Annotated in this window: 17 protein-coding genes; 14 read left to right on the top strand and 3 right to left on the bottom strand. The window is 52.6% G+C overall.

Features of this window, described 5'->3' with window-relative positions:
- Nucleotides 1–14: 14 nt before the first annotated feature.
- The 14 genes from AC2FNV_RS01540 to AC2FNV_RS01605 all read left to right on the top strand — a co-directional run bounded on the left by AC2FNV_RS01540 (nucleotide 15) and on the right by AC2FNV_RS01605 (nucleotide 14,577).
- Entirely contained in the window at nucleotides 15–548 is a 534-nt protein-coding gene (locus AC2FNV_RS01540; protein ID WP_170603919.1) for a tripartite tricarboxylate transporter TctB family protein, read from the top strand.
- Nucleotides 548–2,152 (top strand): tripartite tricarboxylate transporter permease, encoded by a 1,605-nt coding sequence (locus AC2FNV_RS01545; protein WP_170603918.1) that lies wholly within the window; start codon nucleotides 548–550, stop codon nucleotides 2,150–2,152. Before AC2FNV_RS01540 ends, AC2FNV_RS01545 begins: the two co-directional genes overlap by 1 nt.
- A complete protein-coding gene (locus AC2FNV_RS01550) occupies nucleotides 2,133–3,389 on the top strand; it encodes a cytochrome P450 (protein WP_170603917.1) in 1,257 nt (418 codons plus the stop codon). The genes AC2FNV_RS01545 and AC2FNV_RS01550 overlap by 20 nt, the downstream gene beginning before the upstream one ends.
- Nucleotides 3,390–3,396: 7 nt before the next feature.
- Nucleotides 3,397–4,689 (top strand): type I glutamate--ammonia ligase, encoded by a 1,293-nt coding sequence (locus AC2FNV_RS01555; RefSeq protein ID WP_170603916.1) that lies wholly within the window; start codon nucleotides 3,397–3,399, stop codon nucleotides 4,687–4,689.
- A 1-nt stretch (nucleotide 4,690) separates the two neighbouring features.
- Nucleotides 4,691–5,401: a type 1 glutamine amidotransferase gene (locus AC2FNV_RS01560; protein WP_170603915.1), complete on the top strand. Its 711-nt coding sequence runs from the start codon at nucleotides 4,691–4,693 to the stop codon at nucleotides 5,399–5,401.
- Nucleotides 5,402–6,217, top strand: a complete 816-nt coding sequence (locus tag AC2FNV_RS01565) for an IclR family transcriptional regulator (protein ID WP_170476089.1) — start codon at nucleotides 5,402–5,404, stop codon at nucleotides 6,215–6,217.
- The gene (locus AC2FNV_RS01570; protein ID WP_170603914.1) at nucleotides 6,214–7,566 is read left to right on the top strand and encodes an aminotransferase class III-fold pyridoxal phosphate-dependent enzyme; all 1,353 of its coding nucleotides are present in this window, start codon (nucleotides 6,214–6,216) and stop codon (nucleotides 7,564–7,566) included. The genes AC2FNV_RS01565 and AC2FNV_RS01570 overlap by 4 nt, the downstream gene beginning before the upstream one ends.
- A 179-nt stretch (nucleotides 7,567–7,745) precedes the next feature.
- Nucleotides 7,746–8,135 (top strand): 5-carboxymethyl-2-hydroxymuconate isomerase, encoded by a 390-nt coding sequence (locus tag AC2FNV_RS01575; protein ID WP_170603913.1) that lies wholly within the window; start codon nucleotides 7,746–7,748, stop codon nucleotides 8,133–8,135.
- Entirely contained in the window at nucleotides 8,132–9,640 is a 1,509-nt protein-coding gene (hpaE, locus tag AC2FNV_RS01580) for a 5-carboxymethyl-2-hydroxymuconate semialdehyde dehydrogenase (RefSeq protein ID WP_170603912.1), read from the top strand. Before AC2FNV_RS01575 ends, hpaE begins: the two co-directional genes overlap by 4 nt.
- Before the next feature lie 81 nt (nucleotides 9,641–9,721).
- Entirely contained in the window at nucleotides 9,722–10,705 is a 984-nt protein-coding gene (hpaD, locus tag AC2FNV_RS01585; RefSeq protein WP_170603911.1) for a 3,4-dihydroxyphenylacetate 2,3-dioxygenase, read from the top strand.
- 20 nt (nucleotides 10,706–10,725) lie between these two features.
- Nucleotides 10,726–12,123, top strand: a complete 1,398-nt coding sequence (locus AC2FNV_RS01590; protein WP_170603910.1) for a pyridoxal phosphate-dependent decarboxylase family protein — start codon at nucleotides 10,726–10,728, stop codon at nucleotides 12,121–12,123.
- Nucleotides 12,120–12,974 (top strand): fumarylacetoacetate hydrolase family protein, encoded by an 855-nt coding sequence (locus tag AC2FNV_RS01595; RefSeq protein ID WP_170603909.1) that lies wholly within the window; start codon nucleotides 12,120–12,122, stop codon nucleotides 12,972–12,974. The genes AC2FNV_RS01590 and AC2FNV_RS01595 overlap by 4 nt, the downstream gene beginning before the upstream one ends.
- The gene (gene hpaH / locus AC2FNV_RS01600; RefSeq protein ID WP_170476075.1) at nucleotides 12,971–13,771 is read left to right on the top strand and encodes a 2-oxo-hept-4-ene-1,7-dioate hydratase; all 801 of its coding nucleotides are present in this window, start codon (nucleotides 12,971–12,973) and stop codon (nucleotides 13,769–13,771) included. The genes AC2FNV_RS01595 and hpaH overlap by 4 nt, the downstream gene beginning before the upstream one ends.
- A gap of 11 nt (nucleotides 13,772–13,782) precedes the next feature.
- A complete protein-coding gene (locus AC2FNV_RS01605) occupies nucleotides 13,783–14,577 on the top strand; it encodes an aldolase/citrate lyase family protein (RefSeq protein WP_170476073.1) in 795 nt (264 codons plus the stop codon).
- A 124-nt stretch (nucleotides 14,578–14,701) separates the two neighbouring features.
- On the opposite strand, the gene AC2FNV_RS01610 is transcribed toward AC2FNV_RS01605, so the two are convergent.
- From AC2FNV_RS01610 to AC2FNV_RS01620, 3 genes are all read right to left on the bottom strand, one after another.
- Nucleotides 14,702–15,799, bottom strand: coding sequence for a M56 family metallopeptidase (locus AC2FNV_RS01610; protein ID WP_170603908.1), 1,098 nt, complete (start codon nucleotides 15,797–15,799; stop codon nucleotides 14,702–14,704).
- A complete protein-coding gene (locus AC2FNV_RS01615; RefSeq protein ID WP_170476068.1) occupies nucleotides 15,786–16,181 on the bottom strand; it encodes a BlaI/MecI/CopY family transcriptional regulator in 396 nt (131 codons plus the stop codon). The genes AC2FNV_RS01610 and AC2FNV_RS01615 overlap by 14 nt, the downstream gene beginning before the upstream one ends.
- Before the next feature lie 68 nt (nucleotides 16,182–16,249).
- Complete coding sequence (locus AC2FNV_RS01620) at nucleotides 16,250–16,657, bottom strand: DUF2160 domain-containing protein (RefSeq protein WP_170476066.1); 408 nt, start codon at nucleotides 16,655–16,657, stop codon at nucleotides 16,250–16,252.
- Between the last annotated feature and the right edge of the window lie 7 nt (nucleotides 16,658–16,664).

Below are 16,664 nucleotides of genomic sequence, written 5' to 3' on the forward strand. Positions count from 1 at the left end.
AAAGGCCTTCCCGGATGGATAATTCAGAGCTGTTAAAGGTAAAAACAAAGACTTCGGGGCAGGTTGTTTTTGTTGCGGCCGGTCTGGCGATTTCATTATTGCTGCTGTCGCAAATTGGCAATCAGACGGAATGGTCTGAAAATGCCCGTAACATCGGTGGTCAGCCAAGGTTGTGGCCTGCTATTGCGCTTGTCATTATGGTGCTCGGATTTGCCGCCCATTACTGGCTGATGCGGCGCAGACGGCCAAATGCTTTGGATTGGGTCGAAGCGCGGCGATGGGTCGAGCCGTTGGAATACCTGCTTTGGTTTTTAATTTACGTCGCGGTCGTGCCGCGGTTTGGTTTCATGCCGATGAGTATTTTGTTCGCATGCACATTGACTTATCGGTTGGGTTATCGAAGCCGTGCCGCACTTGGGTTGGCCGCAGCCTTTGGAATTGCGACAGTAGTGCTTTTCAAGGGCTTGCTGGGCGTAAACATTCCAGGAGCGCAGGTTTATGAATATCTGCCAGATTCCATACGCACATTCTTCCTGGTTTACCTCTGATGGACCTGATCTTTTCCGCCTTGGATGTCTTGGCCCGTTGGGATGTATTGCTGGCTTTACTGGTCGGCGCTATAGGCGGCGTGGCAATAGGCGCGATCCCTGGCGTTGGTCCGGCGGTTGCAATCGCGATCCTGCTACCAGCAACTTTTTCGATGGATCCAATTGTCGGGCTGACACTTTTATTGGGTATCTATGGTTCATCCATGTATGGCGGATCAATACCCGCAATCCTAATAAACACTCCTGGTACTGCCGTTAACGCGTTGACGACTTACGACGGATTCCCAATGACGCTAAGGGGCGAAGGTCGGCGCGCTTTATCTCTGGCCTATTCGGCCAGTTTTTTGGGTGGCATTTTTTCGGTTGTCTGCCTTATCCTTCTTTCTCCTGTGCTGGCAAAGATTGCACCTATGTTCGGTTCGCGAGAGATTTTTCTCGCTGCTCTGTTGGGTTTGGTGCTTGTTGTAGTCGCACACAAAGGACAAATGGCGATTGCCGCGGCTTTGGCTGGGTTCGGGATATTGATCGGCACCGTCGGCTTAGAGCCCGCCGCCTATACACGTCGTTTTACATTCGGCCAGAGCTGGCTAGCGGGCGGGTTCGACCTGATCGTCGTTGTGCTGGGGTTATTTGCGTTGTCCCAAGCGTTCCTGTTGCTGACCATGGATGACGAGAAAATCCGCCTTCCCAGGTCGCGCGGCTCTCTTTTCCAAGGCTTCCGTGAATTGGCGAAACATCCTCGGGTTGCGGGTATTGCTGCCAGTTTTGGCGTAGTCATGGGTATGATCCCAGGAGTAGGGGAGTTTACCGCCCAGTTCATGTCATACACCTCGGCCCGCAAGCTTTCCAAGAACCCAAAAGCGTTTGGGCATGGCTCTTCCGAGGGTTTGATCGCATCCGAGACCGCCAATAATGCAGTTCCTGCCGCGGCGATGATACCCTTGTTGGCGTTGGGTATCCCCGGCGAGGCGCTGACCGCCATGATGCTGTCAGTTTTTTATGTCCACAATGTCGTTCCGGGACCGGGCCTTTTTCAGAACGACATGGATTTCGTCGTCGCGTTGTACATTGCGCTTTTGGTTTTGAACGTAATTGTTGTCGGCTTCCTGTTGGTCTCAACTGGATGGCTCGTCCACCTTACGCGAATACCCAACCGGTTTCTGGGAATGTGTATTCTGCTGCTAAGTTTTGTGGGTGTTTACTCGATCCGCAATTCTGCAATGGACTGCATTATAGCGGCAGTGTTCGGGTTGCTGGGCTTTGTACTTAAGCGTCTGAACATGCCGATTGTCCCGATCATACTGGGCATGGTTCTTGGGGGCATTATGGAGGTCAAACTGCGCGCTTCGTTGGCGCGGGTAAAGACGCCTCTGGATTTCATCGACCGACCAATCGCTTTCCTGCTGTTCTGTGTGATCCTTGTCATTATCGGTTCGACCATCTGGCGGCTGCGCCGAGAGTGGCGGCCAATCGACCGGCGCTCGCTGCAGAAAAAGGCATCGAATACATTTTCAAAGCGCATTTCTGGCCGTTCGCACCGGCATTTCGAAAATCGAAAAAAACAACAAAGACGGAGGCGTTTCTATGACCATGTGGGTTCCTGAAGATGACGGATTCGCCGATCTCGGCTCGCATGACAGCTTCGCCAAAGGAGCGCCATACAACACCTTTGCACGTTTGCGACGCGAAGCGCCCTGCCACTGGTCTGACTTTGATGGGGGTAAGGGATATTGGTCTATCACTCGTCACGAGGATATCGACAAGATGGTGCGTGATGTCGAAACCTTCTCGTCGGCGCAAGGTATTCGGATGGAGGATCAAACCTACGAAGAGTACATGGCCCGCCGTACGTTTCAGGAAACTGACGGCGCCGAGCATCGAAAGGTGCGGATGAAGGTCGCCAAAGCATTTTCGCCCCGGGTCGTAGCGGGTTTCGAAGACCAGATTCGCGATTTATGTGGGCCAATTTTGGATCGAGCCTTTGAAAAAGGCAGTTTCGATGCCACGCGCGAAATTGCCAGAGAATTGCCAATGCGGATGCTTGGGCAGATCCTTGGGGTTCCAGACGAAGATTTGCCGTGGCTTGTGGATAAGGGCGACGCCCTGATGGCCAACTCAGATCCGGACTTCACCGACTATGTCGTGGATAAGATAGAAACGGACCAGTTCCGTTTGATGCCCTTCAACTCTCCTGCTGGCGCCGAACTTTACGAATATTCGCGTACGCTAATGGATGGAAAAAATGCGATAGGAGACACCAGCGGAATCCTGCATTTGATCCTTCAGCCAGACGAAAATGGTGAGACAATTTCAGAAACCGAGTTCCGGAATTTCTTTTGTCTGCTCGTGGCCGCTGGAAACGATACGACGCGATACTCCATAGCAGCCGGCATTCAGGCGATCGCTCGGCAGGAGGGGCTTTTGCAAGAATTGCAGTCAGGCGATGTCTGGGGGACTGCCGCTGACGAAATCGTGCGATGGGCTTCGCCTGCCACTTATTTCCGACGAACTGCGATGAAGGATGTCGAGGTTCATGGTCAGAACATAAGAAAAGGCGACAAAGTACTCTATTGGTTCATTTCGGCCAACCGGGACGAGACCATGTTCGAGAGTCCGTATCGCCTGGATTTGTCTCGTAAACCCAATCGGCAACTTGGCTGGGGGCAGGGCGGCCCACACGTGTGTCTGGGTATGCATCTTGCCAGGCTCGAAGTGCGCGTTCTGTTTGAGGAGCTGGTCAAACGGGTCAAAACGATTGAACCCGATGGGCCTGAAGCTTTCGTCCGTTCAAATTTTGTGAACGGCATCAAACGGATGCCCGTCAGCGTCACATTGCAATAGGATCACCATGTCGAACCGTTTACGCGCCTTGTTTATTGACCACCTGTCGATCCCACGGGGCAAGTACATGCCGGCCAGCAAGATCGGCGATGCGTCAACCCGATTTGCCCGAGCCACGTTCGGTGTGCATTACGACAGAGACCTGTTGCTGGATGCGCCACATGCCAAGGTGCGCGAAGGAGCGCCGGATATGGAGCTTCGGTGGCGGGGTGACGATATCCGAAAAGGATGGGAGCCGGAAACTGCAATCGTCGTTGGTGATCTTTTCGATGCGGATGGAACGCCTTTGTCCCTGTGTCCGCGAGGCGCCTTGAAACGTGCCATAGGGGATTGGGAGAAACACGGGCTTAAACCAATGCTTGGCATCGAGCTTGAGGCTTATGCCTTGCAAGGGGGCGAGGACGGGCGGTTGCGCCCATATGACGCTCCTGGCGGGACAGTCTATGGCACTGGACCATTTTCCGATCCAATACGGATAAATGACGTCATCTGGAACAAAGCCTTGGAATTGGGGTTCCGGCTGGACCTGATAACCGCAGAATATGACAGTCCGCAATTTGAATACACATTGACTTTCGACGACGCGTTGAAAGCCGTGGATGACATAGTTTTGTTCCGACAAATGGCCCGAGAAGTCGCTTTGGATCACGGGATTGTACTGACTTTCCTACCCAAGCCTTTGTCTGAACTGGGTGGATCCGGCATGCATATCAATTTCTCGTTCCAGAATGCCGAAGGCGGTAACGCGTTGGCCACAGGAGATCTCGGTGGTCCGGATCATTTGAACGACCTTTCGCGAGGGTGCCTGGCAGGATTGGTTCACCATCACGAAGGTTTGGCTGGGCTAATTGCGCCTACCGCTGGGTCGTACCGTCGATTGCAGCCTTCGACTCTGTCCGGTTACTGGAAAAACTGGGGGGGTGATCACCGCGGCGTAACCACACGGGTGTCTGGGGAAGGCGGAGCAAAAGCGCGGTTAGAGCATCGTATGGCCGACGCCAGCGCGAACCCTTATACGGCCGCAGCCGCGGTTCTGCAGGCAGCTCGTCTTGGATTCGAAAGCAAGCTAACCCTGCCACCAATCGAGACAGGCGATGGATTTGACACTGTTGATGCCCGGGTCGGAACGGCACCGAACCTGCGCAAAGCTATTCAGGACCTACAAGCTGATACCGCGTTGGTCGATGCAGTAGGACGCGAACTGGTAGAAAATCATGCTTTCATGAAGGAGCGGGAATTCCGCAAAACGCGCGAACTGGAACCCGACGCTCTGTTGGACTTCTATGTGTGGTTTGTCTGAGATGAAAATAGCTACCCTTGTAACAAATACCGATTTCAGTGCCTTTGCGTTGGCTCGCCCGATGGATGACACCGCATTTGCAAATCTGATCAATGAAGTGAGACCGGATTGGGATGTAACTGCATTTTGGGTCTGTAAGGGCGAATTCCCGGCAGACATTTCAAAATTCGATGGTGTGATGATCACGGGTAGCCCGTCCTCTGTCACTGAAAATGAGCCCTGGATGCTCCGGTTGGAGACCTTGATCCGACAGATAATAGCTCGGAAAACTCCTCTGTTTGGTGCCTGTTTCGGGCATCAGATAATCGCCAAAGCACTGAGGGCTCCGATTGTGCGAAACCCCGACGGTTGGGCGCACGGACGGATCGAAATGCATCGCGTGGCTAAGACGAACTGGTCTGGCGAGAACGAAACTATTTATCTTTACGGTTCTCACATCGAACAGGTGGGTGCGCTTCCGGACGGTGCACAGTGTATCTTCGAAGGCGCGGGTTGCCCGATTGCCGGATTTGCCATCGGCAATCACGTTTTCACTGTTCAACATCATCCTGAGATGACCCATGAGTTCGTGACCGACCTTGTCGAAGAATACGCTTCTTATCTTGGCGAAGATGTCACGAACAAGGCGCGTCTGTCATTGCAAGCCGGTTCCGCAGATAGACTGGTCTTTGCAAACGAAATAGCAGCCTTTTTTGAGAACGGGATGCGCTAGATGGGTACAATAACAAAAGCACTTGAGTTGCTTGGGCTTTTCGACCGCGACAGAGCCGAGATCGGACTTGGTGAGTTTGTGCGCATCACTGGACGCGACAAAGCGACCCTGCATCGCCACCTGACTGAACTTGCAGAAAACGGATATCTGGAACAGCATCCAATGACCCGCGCGTACCGGTTGGGTCCGGCTTTGCTACGTTTGTCGGCGCTGCGTGAAACTTTGTTTCCAGTTCGCAAGTTGTTGCAACCAATCGTCTTTGAGTTGTCAGAAAAGGTCGGAGAACTGGCCCATGCCAGCCTTCTGCAGGGCGAGGCCTTATCTCCGGTGGCGCATGCGGACCCGTGTTTACATGGGGTTCAGGTGAATTTCGACATTGCGGAAATGTTGCCACTGCACGCCACGTCTTCGGGAATCGCGGTATTGGCGTTTTGCCCGGATGACTTGCGGACGAAGGTCATGGCCAGACCGCTGTCAAAGTACACAGACCAGACAATTTCTGATCCCGCTGTGCTTAGGGACAAAATAGGGATGGTGCGCCAATACGGCGTTTGCACCGTTACAGGCACATTCGATGAAGGGGTAAGTTCAGTGGGCGTCCCGCTTTTCGGCGATGGGGGAAGAGTTGTCGGATCTCTGGCGGTCGCAGTGCCAAGCGCTCGCATCAGCCCTCTCAAACTTCGCGATATTGCCCTGATGCTTTTACAAGAAGCAGACCGAGCCTCCACCGCGTTGGGCGGTGTTTTCCCAAAAATTTTTCAGAGTCTGCCGTCAGGATGGGGCGAAGAAACCACTGCTAAACAGGTGATGTTATGAAGGACAGTAATTTCCTTAAAGAAAACAACGCACGCCACCTGTGGCATCCTATGGCGCATCCGGCGGACAGCTTAGCAAATCCGCCTGAAATCATTGTTGGGGGTGAGGGCGTCACCATCACGGACGTTGACGGTCGTACTGTCATTGATGGTGTTGGGGGTTTATGGAACGTGAATCTTGGCTATTCCTGCCAACCGATAAAAGACGCCATCACCGAACAGCTTGATCGACTGCCCTATTATTCGATTTTTCGCGGCACCACTAATGATCTGGTGATTGAACTCAGTTGGATGCTTCGTGAATTTTTTGCCCCTGACGGCCTTTCCCGCGCGTTTTTCACTTCGGGAGGATCAGATGGCGTGGAAATCGCGTTACGCCTTGCCCGACAGTACCACAAAGTTCGGGGCGAGAGTGGCCGTGTTAAATTTTTGAGTCTGAAAAAGGGGTATCACGGAACGCACACTTTGGGCGCATCGGTTAACGGAAACCCGAATTTCCGCATTCAGTATGAGCCGCTGATGCCGGGTTGCCACCACATTCCTTCGCCTTACACATATCGCAACCCGTTTGGGGAAACGGACTCGTACAAGCTGGCGCAGTTGTGTCTGGCGGCATTGGAAGACGAAATCAAGTTTCAGGATTCGTCGACGATTGCTGCCATGATAGTTGAGCCTGTCCTTGGCGCAGGTGGCGTGATTCCGCCGCATGAAAGCTTTCTTCCCGGAGTGCGCGAAATATGTGCAAAGTACGGAATTCTGCTGGTCGCGGATGAGGTGATCACGGCCTACGGCCGTACTGGAGCGTGGAGTGGTTCACGCCGTTTTGGTGTTCAGCCTGACTTGGCAGTTACCGCAAAGGCCATTACCAACGGATATTTTCCATTTGGAGCGGTGATGATCAGCGATTCAGTCTCTGATGTCTTTGAGAGTGACGCATCGGGCAAGGCAACCATTGGTTCGGGATACACCTATTCCGGGCATCCGGTCGGGGCAGCTGCAGCGATCGCGTGTCTGAAAGAAACACAAAGGCTCAATGTTAAAGACAACGCTGCAGCCCGCGGAGATCAGTTGTTCAAAGGGCTAAAAAGGCTTGCGCAAAAACACGATGCGGTCGGTGATGTCCGTGGCGGATACGGATTAATGTGTGCGCTTGAACTTGTATCAGATCGTACAAGCAAAGCGCCTATCGGTAAGTCTGTGATCGGTAAGGTTCAGGAAACAGCGTACGATGCTGGCGCCATGGTGCGCGTATCCGGGAATAATATCATTCTTTCACCACCACTGATCCTTAGCGAAGAAGACGTTAATACCATCCTTTCAGCGTTGGATTGCGGTTTGAACGCAGTTTGAATTCTTGCGGTGCCTGATCCGTTTGCTCAACGCTGACAGCGGCATTGCGCCTTGTAAGCGCTAATGGTCTTTGGTTCATCGAGAAAGTACAACACATGTTAAGTATTTTGTTTGACTCAGTTGAACAAACTCCGTTACTTTCCAAAATGATTAACATGTAAAATAAACAGGGTTGTGTCATGCCGCATATCCAAATCGACTATTCTGGCAACCTTGAGCCAGATGTTGACATTGGCGCATTGTGCGAAGCTGTTAGGAGTTCAGCTAGTCAAATCGACGCTCTGCCTATACCGGGAATACGCGTGCGCGCCATAAAGGTGGATCATTATGCAATCGCGGACGGCGACCCCAAACACGGTTTCGTAGACATATCAGTTCGTCTGCGTGAGGGGCGTACTGCTCGGGTCAAGCAACAGGTGATAGAACGGATTTTCGAGTCGGCTCGGGCTTTTCTATCACCGGCGATGAACATCCGGTCAATCGCGCTGTCAGCTGAGTTGCGAGAAATCGATGCCAACCTTGCCCCAAAATGTGGCACTATCCGTGATCATCTAGAGGAGCAACAATGAGCACTTTAGAGCAAAACGTCAAAAAATTGTATCGGCATTTGGACAGGTTCCAATCAAACGGAGTGCTGAACCGGATTGCAGGTCAGGATCGTGCGGGTTCATTGGGGGATTTCGAAAATTTTTCTCCTGTCGACCGAAGCACGATTTGCCAAGTTGCGAGGGGTAACACTAATGACATCGATGCCGCAGCGACAGCGGCGGCGGACGCGTTTGTTGATTGGCGCGATATGGCTGCGAAGGAAAGGCAAACGATACTGATACGCATCGCCGAAGCTATTGAAGCGCGAGCGGAAGAAATTGCTTTGTGCGAATGCTGGGATACGGGGCAGGCGCTAAAGTTCATGTCCAAGGCAGCGCTGCGCGGGGCAGAGAATTTTCGCTATTTTGCGGATCAGGTGGTGCAAGCGCGGGATGGTCAGCACCTGAAGTCTCCAACGCTTATGAACATTACAACACGCGTGCCGATCGGCCCGGTAGGTGTCATTACTCCTTGGAATACGCCTTTCATGCTTTCCACGTGGAAGATTGCGCCGGCACTGGCTGCAGGTTGTACAGTCGTACACAAGCCAGCTGAGGCCAGCCCATTGACGGCGCGGTTGTTGGTTGAAATCGCAGAAGAGGCCGGCTTGCCCAAAGGCGTACTCAATACCGTGAATGGTTATGGTGAGGAGGTGGGTAAAGCTCTGTGCGAACATCCAAAAATACGCGCAATCGCGTTTGTAGGTGAGAGTCGCACAGGTAGCCTGATTACCAAACAAGGGGCAGATACGCTGAAGCGTAATCATCTTGAACTTGGGGGCAAAAATCCGGTTATCGTGTTTGAAGACGCCGATTTGGACCGCGCGTTGGACGCAGTAATCTTCATGATCTATTCGATCAATGGCGAACGATGCACCTCGTCTTCGCGCCTTTTGGTTCAGGAAACGATCCGCGAGGAATTTGAGGCCAAGCTGATCGAACGGGTCAATAACATCCGCGTTGGCCACCCGCTAGACCCAGAAACCGAAGTTGGGCCGCTGATAAGCGAAGAGCATTTTAATAAGGTCACCTCGTACTTCGAAGTAGCCAAACAGGACGGCGCAAAAATCGCCGCTGGTGGTGAGGTTTTGGATGACGAGGGCTACTTTGTCCGGCCCACTTTGTTTACGAACGCCACCAACCAGATGCGCATCGCGCGAGAAGAGATATTCGGACCTGTTCTGACCTCAATCTCTTTTTCAACCGAGGAAGAAGCTCTTCAGTTGGCCAACGATACACCTTATGGTTTGACCGGTTATCTTTGGACGAACGATCTGACGCGCGCGCTACGATTTACCGACGGGCTCGAGGCGGGGATGATCTGGGTGAACTCAGAAAATGTACGCCATTTGCCGACCCCTTTTGGCGGCTTGAAAGCATCTGGAATTGGGCGTGACGGCGGGGATTGGTCTTTCGAGTTTTATATGGAGCAAAAGCACATCGGTTTTGCCACCGGTCAACACAGAATTACCCGTCTTGGAGTGTGACCCGACCGGGCTGATAAAAACGCGCGCACCAACACCAATTGTCAAGGCAGCCAGACGCTTTGGAAGCCATGGGAGTTTAAAATGCCAGTACCCGCACCGAACCTTTACCCGGATTTCAATACAATCCGACTGAGCCATGTTTGTCTGAATGTCAAAGATTTGGCGGTTTCGCGTAAGTTCTATGTGGACATGTTTGGCCTTCAGGTGACCAACGAAACTGACAGTCACATCTATTTGCGCGCGCTAGAGGAGCGGGGACACCACAGCATTGTTCTGCAGGCATCAGACGCCCCGGGCACTGTTGAAGTCATGGGCTTCAAGCTGTTTGACGAAACAGACTTGGACCGGGCAAACAAATGGTTTCAAACAAAGGGTCGACCAACCAAGTGGATTGAAAGACCGCATCAAGGCCGGACGCTTTTGACATCTGACAACAATGGCGTTCCTTTGGAATTTTATCACAAGATGGACCGTTTGCCGACGATCCATCAGCAATACGCGCGCTATCACGGTGTGCGCCCTCTGCGGATCGACCACTTTAACTGCTTCAGCCCCAATGTGGATGACAGCGTCACTTTTTACAGTGAAATGGGTTTTCGAGTGACCGAATACACCGAGGATGAGGAAAGTAAACGCCTTTGGGCCGCGTGGCTGCACCGAAAAGGCGGTGTGCATGATATGGCCTTTACAAACGGTACTGGCCCTCGGTTGCACCACGTGGCGTTTTGGGTAGCCAATCCGTTGCACATCATCGACTTACTGGATGTAATGTCGACGACCGGATACGTAGAGAATATAGAGCGGGGACCGGGTCGGCATGGTATTTCAAATGCGTTCTTCTTGTATATTCTTGATCCGGATGGTCACCGGATCGAAATCTATAGCTCGGATTATCAAACCGTAGATCCCGACCACGAACCTTTGAAATGGGATTTGAAAGACCCGCAACGCCAAACTCTTTGGGGGGCTCCGGCACCGCGCAGCTGGTTCGAACATGGAACGCAGTTTACTGATGTCGCAGTTAAAGAAGCCGAGTTGAATGCTACCCCGATTATCGCACCATAAAATTTACTACGGAGTTGTGAATGAACTGGGATGAGTTCAGCCATTGGGGCAAACATATTTCTGACTGGGCTGCGGATTATCACAAGGGTCTTCCTGAACTCCCAGTAAGGGCGCAGACGGCTCCGGGTGAAATTGCCGCTCAATTGCCGGAAATTCCACCTGATGAATCCGAGACCATGGAAGACATCATGGCCGATTTCGAACGGATCGTAATGCCTGGAATGACCCATTGGCAGCATCCCCGATTTTTCGCATATTTTCCAGCTAACGCAGCACCTCCTTCAATGCTGGCGGACATGCTGATCACGACTGTCGCAGCGCAATGCATGTTGTGGCAGACTTCGCCTGCAGCAACCGAGCTTGAAGGTGTTATGGTTGACTGGTTACGACAGGCGCTTGATCTACCGCCTGAATATACTGGGGTTATTCAGGACAGCGCCTCTTCCGCAACACTTTCGGCGGTTTTGACCATGCGCGAACGGGCAACTGGCTTCACCGGCAATCGCGACGGGCTGAACGCAAAGGGTGACTTGCGCATCTATTGTTCCGACCAAGTCCATTCTTCCATCGATAGGGCATGTTGGGTTGCGGGGATCGGTCAAAACAACCTGATCAAGATTCCCACAAATGGTCCGCGCCATTCGATGGATGTTGCGGCACTGCGCCAAGCCATTTCCAGTGATCGCGATGCTGGCCGCGAACCAGCGGGCATTATCGCTGCAACCGGTGGCACCGGTATTGGTGCCAGCGATCGTTTGGGCGAGGTCTTGAAGGTTGCAATTGAACAGGATTTGTACACGCATCTTGATGCGGCTTGGGCTGGGTCCGCAATGATTTGCCCGGAGTTCAGAGGCGATTTTTGGGCGGGGGTTGAGGGTTTCGACAGCATTGTTTTCAACCCACATAAGTGGCTCGGTGCGCAGTTCGATTGCTCGGTACAATTCCTGCGTGATCCGACACCTCAACTCAACACTCTGAAGATTGAACCGGAATACCTAAAAACCACCGGTGCTGAGGTAACAAATTACTCCGAATGGACCATCCCGCTGGGACGTCGGTTTCGTGCGCTTAAGATCTGGTTCCTCATCCGCTCCTACGGTTTGGAGGGGCTGCGTGAACGTATTCGTAACCACGTAGCTTGGGCGCACGAAGTGTGCGATGAAATCCGCGCAACCGAAGGGTTTGAGATTGTTACCGAACCGATTTTAAGCCTTTTTTCATTTCGCTGCCCAGGTGATGACGCTGCGCAACAGCGCTTAGTCGATGCATTGAATGATGATGGGCGCATTTACCTGACTCAGGGCATGTTCGAAGGTCGCAAGGTGATTAGGTTTCAGGTTGGTCAATTCGACACCACACGCGAACAGGTCATGATGGCGCCTGTTGTGATCACGGATGTTTGGAGGGCGTTGCAATGAGATTTGCGAGCTTTTCCGTCGGAGGTCACTTTCATTACGGGGCAGTAACCGAAGATGGCATGATCGCGTTGGATGATAGTTTCCCTCAATGGCCGACCTTGCTGGACGTTGTAAAAAACAACGCGCTGGGCGAACTTGAACAAGCGGCGAAGAGTAGGCCGACTTCGCACAAGGTCTTCCAATACGAGATGGTTCTGCCCAATGCATCCAGAATTCTATGTGTTGGTGTAAATTTTCCTGACCGTAATGCTGAGTACAAAGATGGTAGTGTGCAACCGGAATACATGTCGTTGTTTCCCCGTTTTGCCAGCGGATTTACCGGGCATGAACGCCCATTGATCCGGCCTCCGGAAAGCCACAAGTTGGATTATGAAGGTGAAGTGGCCATTGTGATCGGAAAAGGTGGCCGCAGGATCGCTCAGGCAGACGCATACGACCACATCGCCGCTTTGACCTTATGTAATGAGGGCACGATCCGTGACTGGGTGCGCCATGCAAAGTTTAATGTAACGCAAGGCAAGAACTGGGATCGATCAGGTGCACTTGGGCCTTGGCTGGTACCGTTTAGCAATGCCGCGCAACTTGACGAAGCAAGAATACAAACGCACGTGAACGGTGAGCTTCGTCAGGATGACACTCTGAACCGAATGATTTTTCCCATCCGCCGCGAGATCGAATACATCTCGACCTTTATGACCCTCCAACCCGGTGATATAATCGTGACGGGCACGCCAACTGGTGCCGGAGCCCGGTTCGACCCGCCAAGGTTTTTGAAACCTGGCGATGTTGTGGAGGTTTCGGTTAATGGTATCGGAACACTTCGCAATACGGTTGAGGACGAAGCGCTATGACGCCAGATGATCACTTCCGTGCTGCTGCAGACCTGCTCATGGCCGAACGTACTCGTAAGCAGGTAGGCCTTTTGTCGCTGCGCTATCCCGAGATGGATATGAGTGACGCCTACGAAGTTCAAAAGGAAATTCACCGTCAGAAACTGGCCCAAGGCCGAAAGGTGATAGGTTGGAAAATCGGACTCACTTCAAAAGCGATGCAATATGCGCTGAACATCGACGTTCCGGACAGCGGTATACTATTTGACAACATGCTTTTCGAAAGCGGTGATACCGTTCCAAAGGGACGCTTCATTCAACCGCGTGTCGAAGCCGAAATCGCGTTTGTGATGAAATCGTCTGTTGGTGGAAAGGACGTGACCCGCGGCGACGTAATTGCAGCGACGGACTATGTCGCGCCATCCCTTGAAATCCTAGACACAAGGATCCACCGCGTTGATCCACAGACTGGAACTGCACGCAATGTCTTAGATACAATCAGTGACAACGCGGCGAACGCTGGGGTCGTACTGGGGACTGACCGGCATGATTTGGATGCTTTCGACCTTAGATGGGTCGGCGCCATAACCTTTCGCAACGATCAGATCGAAGAGACAGGGCTTGGAGCTGGTGTCTTAAACGACCCGATTGAAAGTGTCGTATGGCTGGCGCGTCGTATGGCGCAGTACGGCCAGAGCATTGAACCCGGTCATGTGATATTATCAGGTAGTTTCATTCGACCTATAGAGTGCCCGCCAAATACCAGAATTCATGCTGATTTCGGCTCGTTTGGGTCGGTCGATGTTCGCTTTGCCTAAAGGAGCGCCAAGTGTCTGCGCCAACCAACACCTTCAAAGCCGCTCTGAAAGCCGGAGAACCTCAGCTAGGATGCTGGTTGGCGCTGGCTGATGCCTATGCCGCCGAAGTCGTTTCAACAGCCGGGTTTGACTGGTTGTTGGTCGACGGGGAACATGCTCCAAACGATCTTCGTTCGACACTCGAGCAAATTCGTGTGGTTGAGGCCTCAGACAGCCACCCAGTCGCCCGTTTGCCGATCGGTGAGACGTGGATGATCAAGCAATATCTTGATGCAGGAGTGCAAAGCATACTTGTACCTATGGTTGAAAGCGGCCAACAAGCAGAAGACCTTGTCAGAGCCGTTCGCTATCCGCCAGCTGGCGTGCGTGGAGTTGGCTCTTCCTTGGCTCGTGTTTCCCGTTTTGGGGCGATCCCGAATTATCTAACAACGGCAGACGAACAAATCTGTTTGCTTGTACAAGTGGAAAACCGTCTAGGACTTGAAGCGCTGGGCGATATTCTGGAAACCGATATCGACGGTGTTTTTATTGGACCTGCAGATCTGGCTGCGGATCTTGGCCACCTTGGGAACGCTGATCATCCGCTTGTTGTGTCCGCAATCATGGACGCACTTGCCCGGATCGTGGACGCGGGCAAGGCCGCGGGCATTTTGACGTTAGATCCGGAAATGCAAAAAAAATGCGTTGACCAAGGGGCCACGTTTCTAGCTACAGATATCGACGTGACGCTGCTTGCCAAAGCTTCACGATCCGCTGCGAAATCCGGCGCTGCGATACTTTCCAACGCTTCGAATCAAGCGTCCTGACGAAGTTTTGGGGCCAGTGGCCGCCTCTAACGCCCAGGCCCTTTCATCGAGTTTAAAGGGTCGGGATAAAGCGCGAACTAGTCTTTGGGTCGGAGCCTTCTCATAAGAGATTACCTTGGTGGGCTCAGTTTCCCTGATTACGAGCTTGCAATCGCTCAAGGTTCACGACCGTTGACAGCATCAATCTGTCGTGGCTCCAATCCTGAGTTTGTTGCATGCCGGCTGATCCAACCGCCAGCAAGACAGCGAACATCAGCGAAAGACCTAGAAAAGCCATCGGCACAGCAGATTGAATTGTTGGAGCGTCTGCCAATGCGATGACGCGTTGACGCAATACGCGCTTAGCTTTTCCCTCGGAAACCAAGGCGACATTCAAAACCTTAGGATGGTTTCGCGCCACAGTCCGGGCACAGTAATCGAGTAAACACGACGTATAATCGCGCGCATCGATACCTTTTCGAGTTACAACAGATTGATCGCACGCAAGTTCGCGCAGGCGGTTGAATTGGTATTTCAGGACCAGATAAGCCGGATTCCAGAACAACAGTGGGCGCAAAAGTTCTAATCCCAATTCCCATTCAACGTCGTGAGAGCGCACGTGCTGGAGTTCATGTGCCAGGGCGAAGCGTAGTTCCCGCGGCGTGTCCAGTAAGTGGCTTGGCAAAACTATATGGCATCGGCGTAATCCTCGAACTGCAAAGGGTACGGAAACGCGATCTGACAAGCGGATGTCGACTTTGTTCGAACTCCGCCACAAAAAACTGTTGTGAACCGTTTCACGAATGACCAGCGCGTCGCGGAACACGCGAAACGCCAAAAGCGCAGAGGTCGCGGCCAACAGGTAGAAAATGCCGGTCAACGCTGAGTTTTCGCCTGACATCAAGAGCTCGACCAAATGCTGGCGGGTGTTTAGCAGTGCTTCGAATTGAATTGCCGGAATTGCGATGTCGCCACGTAAATATGCCGCAACTGCAATGTCTCCGAAGGCCACAGTTTGGCCCGGCCAAAGCTGGGCGGCTATTGACGTGGCACCCAAAGCCAGTAAGGGGCTAAGAATTACGCATACGCACAGCGCCTTAAGCGCCTGTAATTGAACGACATAGCTGTGGCCCAGACGGGTTCGTGACAACAACGCTCTAGATGCCAGCCAAACAATCGCCGACAAAGCCAATACAAGATTCAATTCGAGATACGCATCGAGAACCGGTTTAACCGCTGTCATTTTGCAGTCTCCTCTCTACCAGTGCCCGAATTTCCTCGAGATCCGCTTCGCTCAGCCCCGCATCGTCGACTAAACGCGCAACCAGAGATGCGGGCGTGTCGTCGAATAGTGTGCGGGACAGGTTCTGAAGCGAGCGCGCCTGATACCTGTCTTTCTCCAGAAGCGGCCTGTAGATCAGCGTCTTGCCGTCCTTGTGACTTTCGACAAAACCTTTTTCATCGAGAATTCGCAGGATCGTTGCGCCGGAAGTGTAGGCCAGGTTTCGCTCTGGCGGAAGGCGGTCCAGGACATCACGCACCGAGCCTTGCCCAAGGCCCCAGAGTTCGTTCATGAACTCAAGTTCAACCTCGGTCAGAAGATTTCCCGTCTTTCTTTTTCGCATAGATCTCGGTGTCACCATTTTACCTAGTGTGCTTGTAAAACAAGCATCCTTTTGCCGTTACGCAAAGCCTAAACTTTCCAAAAGACGAAAAAGCCCCAGCCAATTGAAATGAAAAGCGGGGTCCAGACCGGTTGCCCCACTAGCCCGAGCCATGCCAGAAAAATGTAGGCAGAACCCAATAAAGTGATGAACAGACGATCACCCAGTGTGGTTGTAAGACCCAGAACACCGCGCCGTTCAATGCCGTCTCGAAACTTAAAAATCTCAAGGACGCCGATGATCGCAATTGCCGAGAAGATGCCAACAAATACGGCCAGAGTCGCGGGCGTCCATGCCATCCAGAAATCAGGCCACAGCGGGGCGGTCCAAGAGAATCCCGCTTCTTCCTGCTGGCCCACATTACCCCAACCGGCCTTAGCTTGTGCTAATGCCGAGGAAGGCAGAAGAGCAATGAGTGCTGTGAGAAGTTTTTGCATATCGAAC

Source organism: Ruegeria sp. BHSA163, assembly GCF_059613365.1.